We start from the raw sequence: 15,506 nt of genomic DNA on the forward strand, positions 1-15,506 counted from the left end.
CTTATTTTTTTTGTTACTTTGCCAAATAAAGTTAATCTTTTCCTCTCAATATGACCCTTGAAATTGATGATAATAGCATGATAACTGCCTTAAAACAAGGCAATAAGGACGCTTATACACAAATTTATATAACTTATTACGATAGGTTATGTAAATATGTTTACACCTTGTCATCTGAAGCCAAACAAGTGGAAGATGTGGTACAGGATACCCTAATGGGCCTTTGGGACAAACGGGATGATCTGGAGATTACCACCTCTTTAAACAGCTATTTGTACCGTGCCGTACATAACCGCTTTATTGATGTTTGCCGCAAGGACGCACGTAATAAAATATTGGTAGATACTTTTAGGCAGGAAGCGATTATTGAACTTGAGGACCTTGATAAGGAAACTAAAGAGGCACGCCTTAAAGCCCTGCAAGAGATTATTGATAGCCTGCCCCCCAAACGCAAGGACATTTTTATATTAAGCAAACTAAACCAATATAAATACAAGGACATTGCCGAAATGCAAAATATTTCGGAACGTACGGTAGAGACACACATTCGCAGGGCCATGGATACTATAAAGGATGAAATGAGCAAACGCCAATTGTTGGAAATGACACCGCTTTTGATATGGTTGCTTCATAGGTAGGTGATTTGAGATGTGAGATTTGAGATGTTAGACTGCTTACTGTTGCGGAGATTCTTATCTGCAAAAGTTCTTTTTTTAACCATTGCTTCCTCATATCTTCTATATGTTTTTCTTTTTTGTCATTCCGACCAGCGGGAGGAATCTCATCCCACATATCATGAGATTCTTCGATCATTCCACCACGCCGGCTGGCTTCTCGCTAATCCCGATAGCTATCGGGACCACCGGACATTTTCTTTACGCTCGCCCCCCTCTGAATGACAGATGATCTTTTATCTTTTGTCTGTTTTTACGTTGGATGTTTTTTCATGTTTTTGTGGTTATTAATTGTTTGTTAGTTTAATGTTATTTTATGTTCATTTTCTTTATTCGTCTATATCTAATTTGCTAGTGGAACTCATGATGTGCTCCGCAATTGCTTGTCCAAAGAAAACGAACCAAAAGAAAAGACACCCCTTCGATAGGAATTTCTTCTCTTGCTACCGCTAGAGAAGAACCAAGCCCAAAACTTCGCGTCGCCCCTTCTCCACCCTCTGCTAATGCTCCTGGATTTCGAAGCTTTTGGGCTTATATTCTTACGAAGGGTGGGGCCTGCCGTTTGGCCGTTGACCTACGAGCAACTTATTGGATTAACTGTCCTTGTATGGTGTTTCATTTATTTATTAGTGGTTTAATGCTCCGTTTCTACTTCTTTGCCGAATGTTTTTCTTTTTAATCCCGCACACAATTCCCGCAACCGTGAGCAACTCATAACTCTGAACTCTGAACTTTGCTACTTTGAAACTAATTTCACTATATTTACACGCTTTTTATAAGGCGCACGTGGCGGAATTGGTAGACGCGCTGGCTTGAGGGGCCAGTATCCGTTTAGGATATGGAAGTTCGAATCTTCTCGTGCGCACTTTTTTATAACCCATCACTAAGGTTTTTCCATCCTAATTTATACACTAAACGCCCCTCTAATAAGTAACATTTACGGATTTGCTTAGCTTACATAAATAATTATTATTACTTTTGTTGAACGTTAATTGCTATTTAATGAACAATATACAGGTTAATTTCAGCATCAAGGATCTAGAAAATCTAACAGGCATTAAGGCCCATACCATACGTATATGGGAAAAGCGCTATAATTTGTTATCTCCCAACAGGACAGATACGAATATAAGAACATACAATATATCTAGCTTACAAAAGCTATTGAATATCTCGTATTTAAACGATAACGGACTTAAGATTTCTAAAATAGCGAAGCTTAAGGACGATGAAATTCCTGTTAAGGTTAGGGAAATAGCCTCTAGGGCCAAAATTGAAGACCATGCCATTAATGCTTTTAAGGTGGCTATGATTAATTTTGACCAGGTGCTTTTTTACAATACCTATAACAACTTACTGGAAAACAAAACGTTTAGTGAAATTTTCTATACGGTATTCTTACCCCTACTTAACGAGATTGGCCTGTTGTGGCAAACCAATACCATTACCCCTGCACACGAACATTTTTTGTCTATCCACATCAAGCAAAAAATTCTTTTAAATATTGAACGCCTACAGCTTTTAGAGCCCAAACCCAAGTCTAAAACCTTTGTGCTGTTTTTACCAGACCATGAAATACATGATATAGGCTTGCTGTTTATTAACTACCAACTAAGAAGCAAAGGCTACCATACTATATTTTTAGGAGAAAGTGTGCCCATGAAAAGCCTGGCGGATATGCATGAGTTTTTTAATGATATTACGTTTATATCCTACTTTACCATTTACCCTGAAGAAAACAACCTGTTACAGTACCTTAACGACTTTAGTGATTTGTTATTAAACAAGCCTAACAGCCACCTTTTGGTATTGGGTAAAAAGCTATCGGTTTTGGAACACGAAACGCTTCCTGAAAATATTACTATCTTCAATTCTATAGAAAATTTAGTTAAAGTCGTGTAAATAGATTTTTATTTGTTTAACTTTTAACTATATTTGTTAAACAATATGAAATCATCTATAATTATTATCGGTTCCGGGTTTTCATCTTTAGCTGCTGCTTGCTACTTAGCCAAAGCAGGCTATAAGGTGACGGTTTTTGAAAAAAACAAAACGGTTGGCGGCCGTGCCAGACAATTGGTTAAAGACGGCTTTACCTTTGATATTGGCCCTACCTGGTACTGGATGCCCGATGTTTTTGAGCGTTTCTTTAACGATTTTAACAAAAAACCATCGGACTATTACACCCTTGATAAGCTAAACCCCGCTTATAGTGTTTACTTTGGTAAGAACGATTACATAACTATTGAAGATACCTTAGATAAAATAGCCATCGCCTTTGAAAAGGAAGAGCCCGGCAGTTCTAAAAAACTGTACACCTTTATAGAAAAGGCCAAAAACAATTATGATATCGCTATAAAGGATTTGGTTTACAACCCCGGCGTATCGCCTTTAGAGTTGATAACACCTGCAACGGTACAAAAGCTCAATCAGTTTTTCAGTACCATAAAACGGGATGTGCGCAAAGCTTTTAAAAATGACCGCCTGATTAAAATACTTGAGTTTCCGGTACTGTTTTTAGGGGCTAAGCCCGGTGATACGCCTGCATTTTATAGTTTTATGAATTATGCCGACTTTGGGTTGGGCACTTTTCATCCCAAAAAAGGGATGTACCAAGTGGTACTGGCCTTAAAACAGCTTGCCGAAACACTTGGTGTGGTTATTAAAACTGAAAACCCCGTTGATAAAATTATCGTAGATAAGGGCAAAGCAACGGGTATTATTTCTAAAGGAACAACATATAAGGCTGATGTTATTGTAAGTGGCGCCGATTACCACCACACGGAAACGCTTTTGGATAAGCCTTACAGGCAATACTCTGAACAATATTGGAGCAGGAAAACATTTGCGCCTTCATCACTCCTGTTCTACGTCGCTTTTGATAAGAAACTGAAACATGTAAACCACCATACCCTGTTTTTTGATGTGGATTTTGATGCGCATGCCAAGGCTATTTATGATGATCCGCAATGGCCGGAACATCCCCTATTTTATGCCAGCTTCCCCAGTATGACTGATGCTAGTGTGGCCCCAGAAGGTAAAGAGGCCGGCATATTTTTAGTGCCCTTGGCCCCAGGATTGGTGGATATTCCTGAAGTACGCATGCAATATTTTGATAAAATTATTGACCGTTTTGAAGCTTTAACATCACAACATATAAAAAAACATATTATCTTTAAGGAAAGCTTTTGTATTAATGATTTTGTAAAGGACTACAATTCATACAAAGGAAACGCTTACGGTATGGCTAATACGTTAACACAGACTGCTTTTTTAAGACCTAAATTAAAAAGCAAAAAAGTAAAGAGCCTGTTTTTTACGGGCCAGTTAACCGTGCCTGGTCCTGGTGTGCCACCCTCCTTAATTTCCGGAAAATTAGTAGCCGATTTAGTAACCAAACACCATGGCCTATGAAAGCATTATTCGACACCGTTTCCTATAGCTGTAGCAAAATTGTAACGCGTACTTACAGTACGTCTTTTTCTTTGGCTACTAAAATGCTATACAAATCCATTAGGAGCGATATTTACAATATTTACGGATTTGTACGCTTTGCCGATGAAATTGTGGACTCGTTCCATGACTATGATAAGGCAACGTTGTTCAACAACTTTTCTAGGGATTTGGAGGCCGCTTTGGTAGATAGAATTAGTTTAAACCCCATTTTAAACGCATTTCAGCACACCTACCACAAATATGGCATAGAAAAGCACTTGGTGGATGCCTTTATGAACAGCATGCGCATGGATTTACACAAAAACACCTATTTAACCGAGGCAGAATACAAAGCCTACATTTACGGCTCTGCCGATGTGGTGGGGCTGATGTGCCTAAGGGTATTTGTAAAGGGAGACGACAAAAAGTATGAAGCTTTAAAAGATACAGCTATGTCGCTGGGTTCTGCGTTTCAAAAAGTGAATTTCCTTAGGGACCTTAAGGCAGATTTTGAGGGCTTGAACCGTACCTATTTCCCCAATACCGACCTGAGCAATTTAAATGAAGCTTCAAAAAAAGAGATTATAGATGATATTGAACGGGATTTTGAGGCTGGACTAAGCGGCATTAAAAAATTACCCATTGAAGCTAAGTTTGGGGTGTTTATGGCCTATAGATACTACAGGCAACTCTTGAAAAAGCTTAAGCGCACACCAGCGCTACAAATTAAAAATACACGCATTAGGGTGTCTAACCCCAAGAAAATAGAGCTCTTGATGCGGAGTTATGTGAAATATCAATTAAAATTAATGTAAATTTATAGGATGCAAACTGTACTGTGGATACTTATCTTTTTAGCAACTTACTGCATCATGGAATTTATGGCGTGGTTTACGCACAAATATGTGATGCATGGCTTTTTATGGCGCTTGCACAAGGACCACCATAAAAAGGACCACGACAGTTGGTTTGAGCGCAATGATGCCTTTTTTATCTTTTATGCCGTGGTTAGCATTGGTTTTTTCTTGTTATGGAAATATGATGGTTTATGGGCTGGACTTCCTATTGGGCTGGGTATTTTAGCCTATGGTATCTCTTATTTTATTGTGCATGATATTTTTATACACCAACGTTTTAAACTTTTTAGAAATGCCAATAATTGGTATGCCAGAGGGGTAAGGCGCGCCCACAAGATGCACCACAAACATTTAGGCAAGGAAGATGGTGAATGTTTTGGCATGTTGGTGGTACCCTTTAAATATTTTAAAAAACAGTAAATGCCTTATTTATATCTATTACTGAACCTAGGATCGGTTTTGGTCCCTTTTCTGTTTAGTTTCCACCCCAAGCTTAAGTTTTACAAACGTTGGCCCTCTTTGGCCGCAGGGATACTTGTTGGCATGCTTTTCTTTATTCCTTGGGATGTGTGTTTTACTTTGGTGGGTGTTTGGGGCTTTAATCCTGATTACTGTATTGGTATTAAGTTTTTGGGATTACCACTGGAAGAATGGCTGTTTTTTGTGTGCATACCCTATGCCTGTATATTTATGCACTACGCACTGCTTTATTATGTTCCTAAATTAGAACTATCGTTGCCCGATACCAAATCGTTTGGCTTTTTGCTTATGCTATTGTTTGTAATTATCTCTTTTTACAATCATGATAAATGGTACACATTCATTAATTTTTTTCTAGCAGCTTTTGTAACAGGGCTTGTTCTTAACAAAAACCCCAAGCTATTAAGTACCTATTTATTAACATTTTTGGTAATGCTCCTGCCCTTTTTTATTGTGAATGGAATACTAACCGGAAGTTTTATTGTTAATGAGGTGGTGTGGTATAATGATAATGAAAACTTAGGCATGCGTTTATTTACCATTCCTATAGAGGATACCGTATATGCCTTTACACTTATTCTTTTAAGCTTGTTTGTAACAGAATACTTAGAACTAAAAAAAAACAAGCTATTTAAGTAACAAACTATCGATGGTACTTCTTACGGTATTGCTGTTCCAATTGGCCGCACCGCGCTTATCGATAATAATGTTTCCAGATTTATCTACTAAAAATGTTCTGGGAATGGTGGTAATGTTTAAAAATTCCGGGAATCCGTTTGCTGCACGGTACACTTTAAAAGTGTAGTTGTTTTTTTCTTGAAATGCACGAACCTCACTAAACCAATCGGTTGTAATAAAAACAAACGCCACTTGGTCTTTATAATCGTTATACAAAGCTTGCATACTGGGCATTTCGGCTATACATGGCGGACACCACGTGGCCCAAAAATTTATAAAAACAACTTCGCCTTTTACCGATTCCAGATTAAAGACACCACCATCTTGGTCCTCCAACTGCAACTGGTAGCTGGGTAGCTTGGCTACCTTATCAGTATTTTCTATAGAAGGACTTATTAATGCTAACCCTTTATGCAATAATACTTGTATGGGCTTACGGGTTTGGGGTATAACCAGTAGCAGTATAAGAATTAAATATATAATGTGTTTAAGCTTGGGTCTTGAAATCTTCATAATATATAAGGGCTTCTTGTTTACGCTACTCTTAGACTTTTAAATGGCCTAAGCATGATACACGCCTTTAGGTACTATTCCTCTTCGTCGTTAGAAGGCGCATCTGCTTCGGTACCCAAATCATCCAACATATTATGTGCTTGCAATAAATTGTACCATTGCACCACTTTTTTAATATCGCTGGCGTACACTCTGTCTTCGTCGTAATCTGGTAAGACATCAAAGAAATATTCCTCTAATTTATCTTTACTATCTTTTGGCTTTACAGAAGCTTGTTGTCCGTTTTCCTTTTTCTTAATGTTTTCAAAAACTTGCTTTAAGGGTACCTCTTCGGTTAATGTATAAATAGCAATTTCGCTTAATAAGCTCACATTTTGCTGTGCAGTGACCGATATACGCTTTTTATCAATTAAAGACTCGGCCACAAAACCACCACGCGTTTGGGTTACTAATTTATACAACCCGGGCTTTCCTGCTATTGATAGTACTTTTTCTAAACTCATAAATTACTTTTTGAAAGGGGCAAATATCAACTGTTTATTGATGTCTTGCAAATATTATCGTTTCTTTTTTTGGTCTGGAAATCGCATTCTGTAATCTACACTAATCTTACCTTTAGAGATGTTACTAAGACGTCCTTTTAACAAACGCTTTTTTAAACTGGATAGTTTGTCGGTAAACAAAATACCTTCAATATGGTCGTATTCATGTTGTATCACCCGGGCTATAAGTCCGTCAAATGTATCCGTATGGGGTTTAAGGTGCTCATCAAGGTATTCAATAGTAATCTTGGGTTGCCTGTACACATCTTCACGAACATCTGGTATGCTTAAACACCCTTCGTTAAAAGCCCATTCCTCTCCTGATTCTTCTGTAATGGTTGCATTTATAAACACGCGCTTAAAGCCATTTAGTGCTTTTTGCTCATTAGCAGTTAATTCGTCATCTTCAGAAAACGGTGTGGTATCTACAACAAATATGCGAATTGGTAAACCTATTTGTGGTGCTGCTAGTCCTACCCCATAGGCATTGTACATAGTATCGAACATATTTTGGATAAGTTCTTTTAGGTTGGGGTAGTCTTTATCTATATCGGTTGCTGTTTTTTTTAAAACAGGATCGCCATAGGCAACAATTGGTAATATCATAATTCGCTATTAAGTTTTTGCAAAAATACAATTTATACAGTTAAACTACTAACAACTAAAAGTGAAAAACTAATGGTGTTATTTAAACTGTTTATTATTACCTACTCGCTCTGGAAGACAAATAACTCTGTAAAATAAGGGTGGCACTAATTTCGTCTATAAGTGCTTTATTGCTTCGTTGCTTCTTTTTCAATCCACTATCTATCATGGTTTGAAAGGCCATTTTAGATGTAAAACGCTCATCTACCCGTTGTATGGGAATGTTGGGAAATTGCTTGGCAAGCTTTTCTAAAAAGGGAATGATTAACACTTCACTTTCTGATGCTTCATTATTCATTTGCTTGGGTTGGCCCACTACAAACAGTTCCACCGGTTCTTTAGCGACGTATGTTTTTAAAAAAGCGAGCAATTCTTTGGTATTGACCGTTGTAAGTCCTGAAGCAATAATCTGTAATACATCTGTTACTGCTATACCTGTACGCTTCATACCATAATCTATTGCTAAAATACGTGCCATATCTTGTGTTTGTTGCAAAAGTAATGTAATAAAATAAAAAAGGCTGTCTTTTCAGACAGCCTTTTTTTGGATGTGTTAACCTTAAATATAATTATTTGAAATATGAACGTTTTTGGTATTAAGCCTTTTGGGCTTTATTGATTTTAGGAAATAACAAGCTAATGTTATCTACTTTTCTTAAGTGGTTAAAGTAACTTCTAATATCACTAGTACTACGTGCAATAGAAGCTTTAAGTGCTTCAGCATCTATTAAAAGTGCTTCTTCTTCATTTACTTTATCGGTAGAAGTTTTAACAGTAGCTTCAACTTGATTATCTTCTTGAGAAACAACTACAGTATTAACAGTTTCAACTTTGATAGTTTCTTTAGTGCTTTGTGCATTTGCAAAAGAGAAAGAAAGTAAAAAAATTAATAATATGTAAAAATTTGTTTTCATCTGTTTGTTTCGATTTGGTGAGTCAAATATATATCGACATGAAGCCTAACACACAAAAAATTAGTTGTAAACCCTTGAATTTTCGATTAGTAGTGGAGCGACTATTTTTTATCGATAAACAGATAAAGTGTGCTATTTTAAGGATTAAATACACGAAAAATGCATTTAATCGGATATTGTTTTTATTTGAAAGGAAAAATGCCGCTTCCTTTTTGGCAAATTGATGGATGAAACGCTCAAAATTTTACAAGCATTAAAAATAATATTTAAGTCTTTTTGATTCCTGTTATTTTAATGGATACTATTATATTTGTTCCAAATTTTAAGATTGATGACAGAATTAAGACAAACCATTGAACAAGCTTGGGAAGATAGAGCGCTATTAAATGATGAAAAAACAAAATCTGCTATAAGAAAGGTGGTAGATTTATTGGATAAAGGTGAATTACGTGTTGCGGAGCCTGTTGAAGGTGGATGGCAAGTAAATGAATGGGTAAAGAAAGGCGTGGTGCTATACTTCCCTATTCAAAAAATGGAAACTATAGAAGCTGGCCCTTTAGAGTTTCATGATAAAATTCCATTAAAGAAAGGCTATGCTGAAAAAGGTATTCGTGTGGTGCCCCATGCTGTGGCCAGACATGGTGCCTATATTTCACCAGGAACCATATTAATGCCTAGTTATGTAAATATTGGTGCCTATGTTGATGAAGGTACTATGGTAGATACCTGGGCTACGGTTGGTAGTTGTGCACAAATTGGAAAGAACGTACATTTATCTGGTGGTGTAGGTATTGGTGGGGTTTTAGAACCTTTACAAGCGGCCCCGGTTATTATTGAAGATAATGTGTTTGTGGGATCGCGCTGTATTGTGGTTGAAGGGGTACATGTAGAAACGGAAGCTGTTTTAGGTGCCAATGTTGTACTGACCATGAGTACCAAAATTATTGATGTAACTGGTGATGAGCCTAAAGAAATGCGAGGTCGGGTACCTGCGCGTTCGGTAGTAATACCTGGAAGCTATACTAAAACGTTTCCTGCGGGAGACTACCAAGTGCCCTGTGCATTGATTATAGGAAAACGAAAAGAGAGCACGGATAAGAAAACATCTTTAAACAATGCACTTCGTGAAAACGATGTGGCCGTATAAAAATCAATCTCTTTTAATACCATAAGGCGTCCAAGGGGTTTTTGAATCCCTTGTGTGCTTTCTTATGGCTTGGTTTTTGGCAATGGACTCTGGTGTTTTGTAACCACGCTTGTGGTCTAAATGTACACAAATGGCACTGTATCGTATTTGCTTTGGCTTAATACCGTAATTGACGAGACGTTCTCCCAACTCTCTATCTTGTCCACCATACTGCATACGCTCATCAAAACCATTTATGGCTAAGATATCGGCCTTCCACCCCGATGCATTGTGTCCGTTCCAACTAGGGCGTGTGGGTGTTAGTACATTTAATAGCTTCGATTTTAAGCCTCTAGCTGTTAGTTTATTGTTCTTAAAAGACGATTTTAAACCATGTTGTTTTAACCATTTTAAATTAAAACAGTTTCCGGATAAAATATCATGCTTGTCTATTTTTAAGGAAATATCCATGGGCAGCATGAAATATCCCCCAGACAAAAAGCAGCCCTTTTCTTTATACTTATGGTGAACTTCCAAGAAATCGCTACGTGGTATACAATCACCATCACTCATAACAATATAATCTGCCTTACAAGCAACAATGGCCTTGTTTAGGATACGCGACTTTTGAAAACCGTCATCTTCCTGCCAAACATGCACTATGTTTAAATTTGTTTTACTGGCAAAGGTGTTTATTAAATCTTTTGTTTTGGGCCCAGAACCATCATCTGCTATAACTATTTCAAAGTCTTGAAATGATTGGCAGCTATATCCCCAAAGCACCTTTTCTAACCAAGCTTCTGCATTGTAAGTACTTATGATAACCGATAGTTTTGGCATAATTGTTTTATAAAAACGAATGGATTAATTGTTCAGCAAAATATGAAAAGAACATGTAATACTAAAAAAAATAACCCTAAAGTATTTACTATATTTGTTTTGTATTTAAGAAACCATAATGAAACTTATAAAGGAACTCCCAAAATCTTTAGTATATAGCACATTTTTACATTTTATCCCTGCCACTTACTTATTGTCTAAAAAAGACACTTTGCCAGTTATTGTTTCCATGACTTCTATTCCGTCACGTTTAAATACCATCCATCTTGTTATAAAAAGTCTTTTTAACCAAACACATGTGCCTACTAAAATTGTTTTATGGCTTCATAACGACTTAAAGCATAAGCTGCCCAAACGATTGGCAGCATTACAATCGGCACGCTTTGAAATTAAATACTCTAAACTAACTTGTTCGCATAGAAAACTTATCCACACCCTTAAGGAACATCCTGATGCCATCATTATTACCTGTGACGATGATTTAATTTATAGAAAAAAGCTTCTTATAAATTTATACAACGAGCATTTAAAATACCCTAAAGATATTATTGCCAACACAACCTACCAAATAAAGTTTGATGGTAATAATGGATATCTACCCTATAAACAATGGAAATACAAAGATGCCCCTGTAACAAACCCAAAAACATTAATCCCCGTAGGCGCCTGGGGTATATTATATCCTCCTGGGGCACTTGCAAATGAGGTACACCACGAGGCTTTATTTTTAAAATTAACTCCCAAGGCTGATGATTTGTGGTTTAAAGCCATGGCTTTATTAAAGGGACGTATTTCAAGACAATCGGAACAGGTTCCTAAAGACCCCATTCCCATTATTGGTTCTCAAAAAGTGGCCTTGAAAAATGATAATGTGTCCAAAAACAAAAATGACTTGCAATGGGCTGCTTTATCTGAGCATTTCAACCTCTCCGAATTAATTAAATAACTTATATTTGCCCATTAAACCCCAATAAATGATTAAACTTTCAGCTGTCATAATTACATATAATGAAGAAGAACATCTAAAAAAATGCTTAAGCTCTTTGGTTGGTGTGGCCGATGAAATTATTGTGGTTGATTCGTTTTCTACTGACAGTACTCCTGAAATATGCCGATCGTTTAATGTAAATTTTATCCAGCATGCTTTTGAGGGGTATATTGAACAGAAAAATTATGCTGTTGCCCAAGCTAAATATGACTACATTTTATCACTTGATGGAGACGAAGCCCTTTCTGAAACTTTAAAAAGCAGTATTTTAAAAGTAAAAGCCCTTTGGCAATATGATGGGTATTATTGCAACCGTCTTAATAATTATTGTGGCCAATGGATTAAACATTCTGACTGGTACCCTGATAAAAAGCTAAGACTCTTTAAAAAGGGTTGTGGTAGCTGGAAAGGTATTAACCCACATGATACTTATGTGCTTGATAAAAAAACAAAAAGCGGCAAACTAAAAGGCGATTTACTCCACTGGGTTTTTCGGGATTATTCTGAACATAATTTAAAGGTTGAACATTTTTCAACCATTTCTGCCAATGCCTATTACAAGCTTGGAAAAAAATCGTCTATCTGGAAAATTATTTATAGACCTGCATGGGCATTCTTTAAGGCTTACTTTTTAAGGCTAGGGTTTCTTGATGGTCTTAATGGATTGGTTATATGCGTTCAAACATATAATTTAACCTTCTTTAAATATGTGAAGCTGTACAAGCTTTGGAAAACATAACTTATTGTTTTTTTAAAAGCTTTTTTTTGAGGCGTTTTTTACGATGGAACTTTTCCTGAAACCGTTGTGTTTCTTCCCACATAAGATTAAATACCGCTTCGTAATTATACCCAGAACACTTGGCATATTCATCACTCATAACTTCTACCATGGATTTATGGATGGTTAACCTTGCAAAGTTTTTAATTCGCGTTTCAAAATCCAATACCCCAAACTCCATACGGTTTAAGTCTACCAAATAAAAATTATAACCTGTAGTGGTTCTCTTTATTAAAGTGTTTCCTGGGGAATGGTCTAAAAAATGAATCCCCTTCTCATGCAAGCCAAAGGTGAACCTCGTAAAGGCACGCAGCATAGCATCGTAATCTGGATAATTGAAGTTTTTTGTAAGCGCTCTATAGGTTAAATCGCAATCCTGTTGTTCGCTTATATAAAAACTCTTCTTAAATAAAAAGTGTGTTTTATACTCAAAATAAGCAATGGGCCTGGGAGTGCCAACACCAAGTTTCAATAACTTATTGGCATACTCAAAGGAACGCTGCGCCTTACTTTTTCTAAAAAAATTATAAACAATCTGGTTTACTATATTAGGAATCTTAAAAGCCTTTATATTTAAATTAAGGCCATTTAACTTGAGGGTTTTTATAATATTTCGGCTTCCTTCACCACCTTCAATGGCTCCAAAATTATGAATGCTTTGGGTTAGGGTTTCTTTAAAAACACCATCTAAATCTTCATTAAAAACCTTAACTTCTCGCATGGGTTTGTTTTATGGTTTCAAAGTAGTAATGTTTTACTGCTCTTTATTTTTTCTGTTGTAAATTTGCGCCGCTGCAAATATAAGATTCATAACATGAATGAGGAAATAAATAACGCACTACAAGCTTTAAAAAATGGCGGACTGATACTTTACCCTACCGATACGGTTTGGGGCATTGGTTGTGATGCCACCAATATAGAAGCTGTTAAAAAGGTTTACCAACTAAAACAACGTGAAGACAGTAAGGCTTTAATTTGTTTAGTGGCCGACGACCGTATGCTTAAAAAGTATGTAAAGCATGTACCCCAAGTGGCCTTGAACATTATAGATATTACTGATAAACCTACTACTATTATATATGACGAAGCCCAGAATTTGGCCGCTAACTTAATTGCTGATGATGGGACTATTGCCATTAGAATTCCAGACGATGAATTTTGCTATCAGCTTTCAAGAAAGTTTAATGGCGCTATTGTTTCAACCTCAGCCAATATTAGTGGATACCCCACACCAAAATCGTTTAAAGAAATACACCCAGCCATTTTAAAAGGTGTAGACTATGTTGTAAATTTGCACCACGAAAAAATCTGCGCCAAACCCTCTTCTATTATTAAATTGAGCAATAATGGGGTTGTAAAGATCATTCGTCAATAAGCCTTAAATAGCCACGAATACACGAATATGTATGTCTAAAATTATTTATAAAGAAGAAAGTTATGCCATTGTTGAGCATTATTTGAAGTTTATAATAGTTTGGGAAGCGGATTTTCTAGACCATAAAAGAATCATTTTATAAAAAAGTCAATGCAGATCAACCCATTTAACATAAAAAAACATTCATGTCCCGACAGTTATCGGAATCGTGGCTAAAAAGATGAATTACAAGGAAGCACTACAACATAAAGTATTCAGAATAATTTCAAAATCTGCTAAGGAATTACATTTAGATAGTTATGTTATTGGCGGTTTTGTACGTGATTATATTTTAAAACGTGGCTCAGCCAAAGATATTGATGTAGTTGCTATTGGTGATGGTATTTCTCTGGCCAAGCAGGTTGCCAAAAACCTTCCTAACAATCCTAAGGTACAAGTATTTAAAACCTATGGCACTGCCATGTTAAGGTTTGAGGAAATTGAAATTGAATTTGTTGGTGCCCGTAAAGAATCTTATGATGAAGCCAGCAGAAATCCTGCTGTTGAAAATGGCACACTGGAGGACGACCAAAACCGTAGGGACTTTACCATTAATGCATTGGCCCTAAACCTCAATGATAATAACTTTGGGGATTTATTGGATCCCTTTAATGGTCTTAAGGATTTGGAAAACAAAATCATTCGCACACCATTAGACCCTGATGTTACTTATAGTGACGATCCGCTTAGAATGATGCGTGCCATTAGGTTTGCTACGCAACTTAATTTTACTATTGAAAAAGAGTCGTTAAATGCTATAACCAGAAATAATCATCGCATAAAAATTATTACTAAAGAACGTATTGTTGTTGAGCTTCATAAAATACTGGAAAGCGATGTGCCCTCTGTGGGCTTTTTGCTGATGGAACGAACAGGGCTACTTCGATATATTTTACCAGAACTTATTGCTTTAAAGGGTATTGATGAAGTGGAGGGTCAACGCCACAAAGATAATTTTTACCACACCCTGGAAGTGGTTGATAATATTGCACAAAATACCGACAATTTATGGCTGCGTTGGGCAGCGCTATTACATGATATTGGAAAAGCGCCTACTAAAAAGTTTAGTAAGAAGGTGGGATGGACATTCCACGGACATGAATTTGAAGGTTCTAAAATGGTGTACCGCTTGTTTAAACGCCTAAAGATGCCATTGAATGACAAAATGAAGTTTGTACAAAAAATGGTGCTTATGAGTTCACGCCCCATTGTATTGGCCCAAGATATTGTGACGGACTCTGCCGTAAGGCGTTTGATTTTTGATGCTGGTGATTATGTTGAGGACTTAATGACGCTTTGTGAAGCTGATATTACGACCAAGAACCCTAAAAAGTTTAAAAAATACCATAACAACTTTAAGGTTGTTCGCCAGAAAATTGTTGAAGTTGAGGAGCGCGACCATGTGCGGAATTTTCAACCGCCAATTTCGGGCGAAGAGATTATGGAAACTTTTGGTTTAAAACCGTCTAGGGAAATCGGAATTATAAAAGAAACTATTAAGGAAGCTATTTTGGAAGGCGATATACCTAATGAGTATCATGCTGCTTATGCATTGATGCTTAAGGAAGGTGAGCGACTTGGGCTAACAACTAACAACTAACAACTAAAAGTTAACAGTTAAG

The 15,506-nt window shown here is 36.7% G+C and carries 18 protein-coding genes and 1 tRNA gene; 12 read left to right on the forward strand and 7 right to left on the reverse strand.

Annotated features, from left to right (window positions below; all coding sequences use genetic code 11):
* Nucleotides 1-50 precede the first annotated feature (50 nt).
* The 7 genes from AC5SR4_RS00325 (at nucleotide 51) to AC5SR4_RS00355 (ending at nucleotide 6,085) form a co-directional block, all read left to right on the forward strand.
* The gene (locus tag AC5SR4_RS00325; protein ID WP_495357555.1) at nucleotides 51-638 is read left to right on the forward strand and encodes an RNA polymerase sigma factor; all 588 of its coding nucleotides are present in this window, start codon (nucleotides 51-53) and stop codon (nucleotides 636-638) included.
* 816 nt (nucleotides 639-1,454) lie between these two features.
* Nucleotides 1,455-1,539: transfer RNA gene (locus AC5SR4_RS00330), tRNA-Leu, on the forward strand.
* A gap of 137 nt (nucleotides 1,540-1,676) precedes the next feature.
* On the forward strand, nucleotides 1,677-2,576 hold the full coding sequence (locus AC5SR4_RS00335) for a MerR family transcriptional regulator (RefSeq protein WP_495357556.1): 900 nt from the start codon (nucleotides 1,677-1,679) through the stop codon (nucleotides 2,574-2,576).
* Nucleotides 2,577-2,621: 45 nt separating this feature from the next.
* Nucleotides 2,622-4,088 carry a bifunctional phytoene desaturase/3,4-desaturase gene (crtID, locus tag AC5SR4_RS00340; protein ID WP_495357557.1) on the forward strand — a complete coding sequence of 489 codons (1,467 nt, stop codon included), beginning with the start codon at nucleotides 2,622-2,624 and terminating at the stop codon, nucleotides 4,086-4,088.
* Nucleotides 4,085-4,924, forward strand: a complete 840-nt coding sequence (locus AC5SR4_RS00345) for a phytoene/squalene synthase family protein (protein WP_495357558.1) — start codon at nucleotides 4,085-4,087, stop codon at nucleotides 4,922-4,924. Before crtID ends, AC5SR4_RS00345 begins: the two co-directional genes overlap by 4 nt.
* A gap of 9 nt (nucleotides 4,925-4,933) precedes the next feature.
* Complete coding sequence (locus tag AC5SR4_RS00350) at nucleotides 4,934-5,386, forward strand: sterol desaturase family protein (RefSeq protein WP_495357559.1); 453 nt, start codon at nucleotides 4,934-4,936, stop codon at nucleotides 5,384-5,386.
* Entirely contained in the window at nucleotides 5,387-6,085 is a 699-nt protein-coding gene (locus tag AC5SR4_RS00355; protein ID WP_495357560.1) for a lycopene cyclase domain-containing protein, read from the forward strand.
* Here AC5SR4_RS00355 and AC5SR4_RS00360 read toward each other — a convergent pair.
* The 5 genes from AC5SR4_RS00360 to AC5SR4_RS00380 all read right to left on the reverse strand — a co-directional run bounded on the left by AC5SR4_RS00360 (nucleotide 6,074) and on the right by AC5SR4_RS00380 (nucleotide 8,738).
* On the reverse strand, nucleotides 6,074-6,637 hold the full coding sequence (locus tag AC5SR4_RS00360; protein ID WP_495357561.1) for a TlpA family protein disulfide reductase: 564 nt from the start codon (nucleotides 6,635-6,637) through the stop codon (nucleotides 6,074-6,076). The genes AC5SR4_RS00355 and AC5SR4_RS00360 overlap by 12 nt on opposite strands.
* A gap of 74 nt (nucleotides 6,638-6,711) precedes the next feature.
* Nucleotides 6,712-7,140, reverse strand: a complete 429-nt coding sequence (locus AC5SR4_RS00365) for a DUF5606 family protein (protein WP_495357562.1) — start codon at nucleotides 7,138-7,140, stop codon at nucleotides 6,712-6,714.
* 54 nt (nucleotides 7,141-7,194) lie between these two features.
* Nucleotides 7,195-7,785 carry a peptide deformylase gene (gene def / locus AC5SR4_RS00370; protein ID WP_495357563.1) on the reverse strand — a complete coding sequence of 197 codons (591 nt, stop codon included), beginning with the start codon at nucleotides 7,783-7,785 and terminating at the stop codon, nucleotides 7,195-7,197.
* Between the two features lie 97 nt (nucleotides 7,786-7,882).
* The gene (gene ruvX / locus AC5SR4_RS00375) at nucleotides 7,883-8,302 is read right to left on the reverse strand and encodes a Holliday junction resolvase RuvX (protein WP_495357564.1); all 420 of its coding nucleotides are present in this window, start codon (nucleotides 8,300-8,302) and stop codon (nucleotides 7,883-7,885) included.
* A gap of 118 nt (nucleotides 8,303-8,420) precedes the next feature.
* Nucleotides 8,421-8,738, reverse strand: a complete 318-nt coding sequence (locus AC5SR4_RS00380) for a hypothetical protein (RefSeq protein ID WP_495357565.1) — start codon at nucleotides 8,736-8,738, stop codon at nucleotides 8,421-8,423.
* 331 nt (nucleotides 8,739-9,069) lie between these two features.
* Here AC5SR4_RS00380 and AC5SR4_RS00385 point away from each other — a divergent pair, with 331 nt between their 5' ends.
* On the forward strand, nucleotides 9,070-9,885 hold the full coding sequence (locus AC5SR4_RS00385; RefSeq protein WP_495357566.1) for a 2,3,4,5-tetrahydropyridine-2,6-dicarboxylate N-succinyltransferase: 816 nt from the start codon (nucleotides 9,070-9,072) through the stop codon (nucleotides 9,883-9,885).
* A gap of 3 nt (nucleotides 9,886-9,888) precedes the next feature.
* Here AC5SR4_RS00385 and AC5SR4_RS00390 read toward each other — a convergent pair whose 3' ends face one another.
* Nucleotides 9,889-10,704, reverse strand: a complete 816-nt coding sequence (locus AC5SR4_RS00390) for a glycosyltransferase family 2 protein (protein WP_495357567.1) — start codon at nucleotides 10,702-10,704, stop codon at nucleotides 9,889-9,891.
* A 118-nt stretch (nucleotides 10,705-10,822) separates the two neighbouring features.
* Here AC5SR4_RS00390 and AC5SR4_RS00395 point away from each other — a divergent pair, with 118 nt between their 5' ends.
* Complete coding sequence (locus AC5SR4_RS00395) at nucleotides 10,823-11,650, forward strand: hypothetical protein (protein WP_495357568.1); 828 nt, start codon at nucleotides 10,823-10,825, stop codon at nucleotides 11,648-11,650.
* A gap of 28 nt (nucleotides 11,651-11,678) precedes the next feature.
* Entirely contained in the window at nucleotides 11,679-12,431 is a 753-nt protein-coding gene (locus tag AC5SR4_RS00400) for a glycosyltransferase family 2 protein (protein ID WP_495357569.1), read from the forward strand.
* A 1-nt stretch (nucleotide 12,432) separates the two neighbouring features.
* On the opposite strand, the gene AC5SR4_RS00405 is transcribed toward AC5SR4_RS00400, so the two are convergent.
* Nucleotides 12,433-13,191 (reverse strand): lipopolysaccharide kinase InaA family protein, encoded by a 759-nt coding sequence (locus AC5SR4_RS00405; RefSeq protein WP_495357570.1) that lies wholly within the window; start codon nucleotides 13,189-13,191, stop codon nucleotides 12,433-12,435.
* 93 nt (nucleotides 13,192-13,284) lie between these two features.
* On the opposite strand from AC5SR4_RS00405, the gene AC5SR4_RS00410 reads away from it, so the two are divergent.
* Together AC5SR4_RS00410 and AC5SR4_RS00415 are read left to right on the forward strand one after the other, a co-directional pair.
* Nucleotides 13,285-13,845: an L-threonylcarbamoyladenylate synthase gene (locus tag AC5SR4_RS00410; RefSeq protein WP_495357571.1), complete on the forward strand. Its 561-nt coding sequence runs from the start codon at nucleotides 13,285-13,287 to the stop codon at nucleotides 13,843-13,845.
* Between the two features lie 220 nt (nucleotides 13,846-14,065).
* Complete coding sequence (locus AC5SR4_RS00415; RefSeq protein WP_495357572.1) at nucleotides 14,066-15,484, forward strand: CCA tRNA nucleotidyltransferase; 1,419 nt, start codon at nucleotides 14,066-14,068, stop codon at nucleotides 15,482-15,484.
* Nucleotides 15,485-15,506 lie beyond the last annotated feature (22 nt).

This window comes from Aestuariibaculum scopimerae (genome assembly GCF_059428085.1).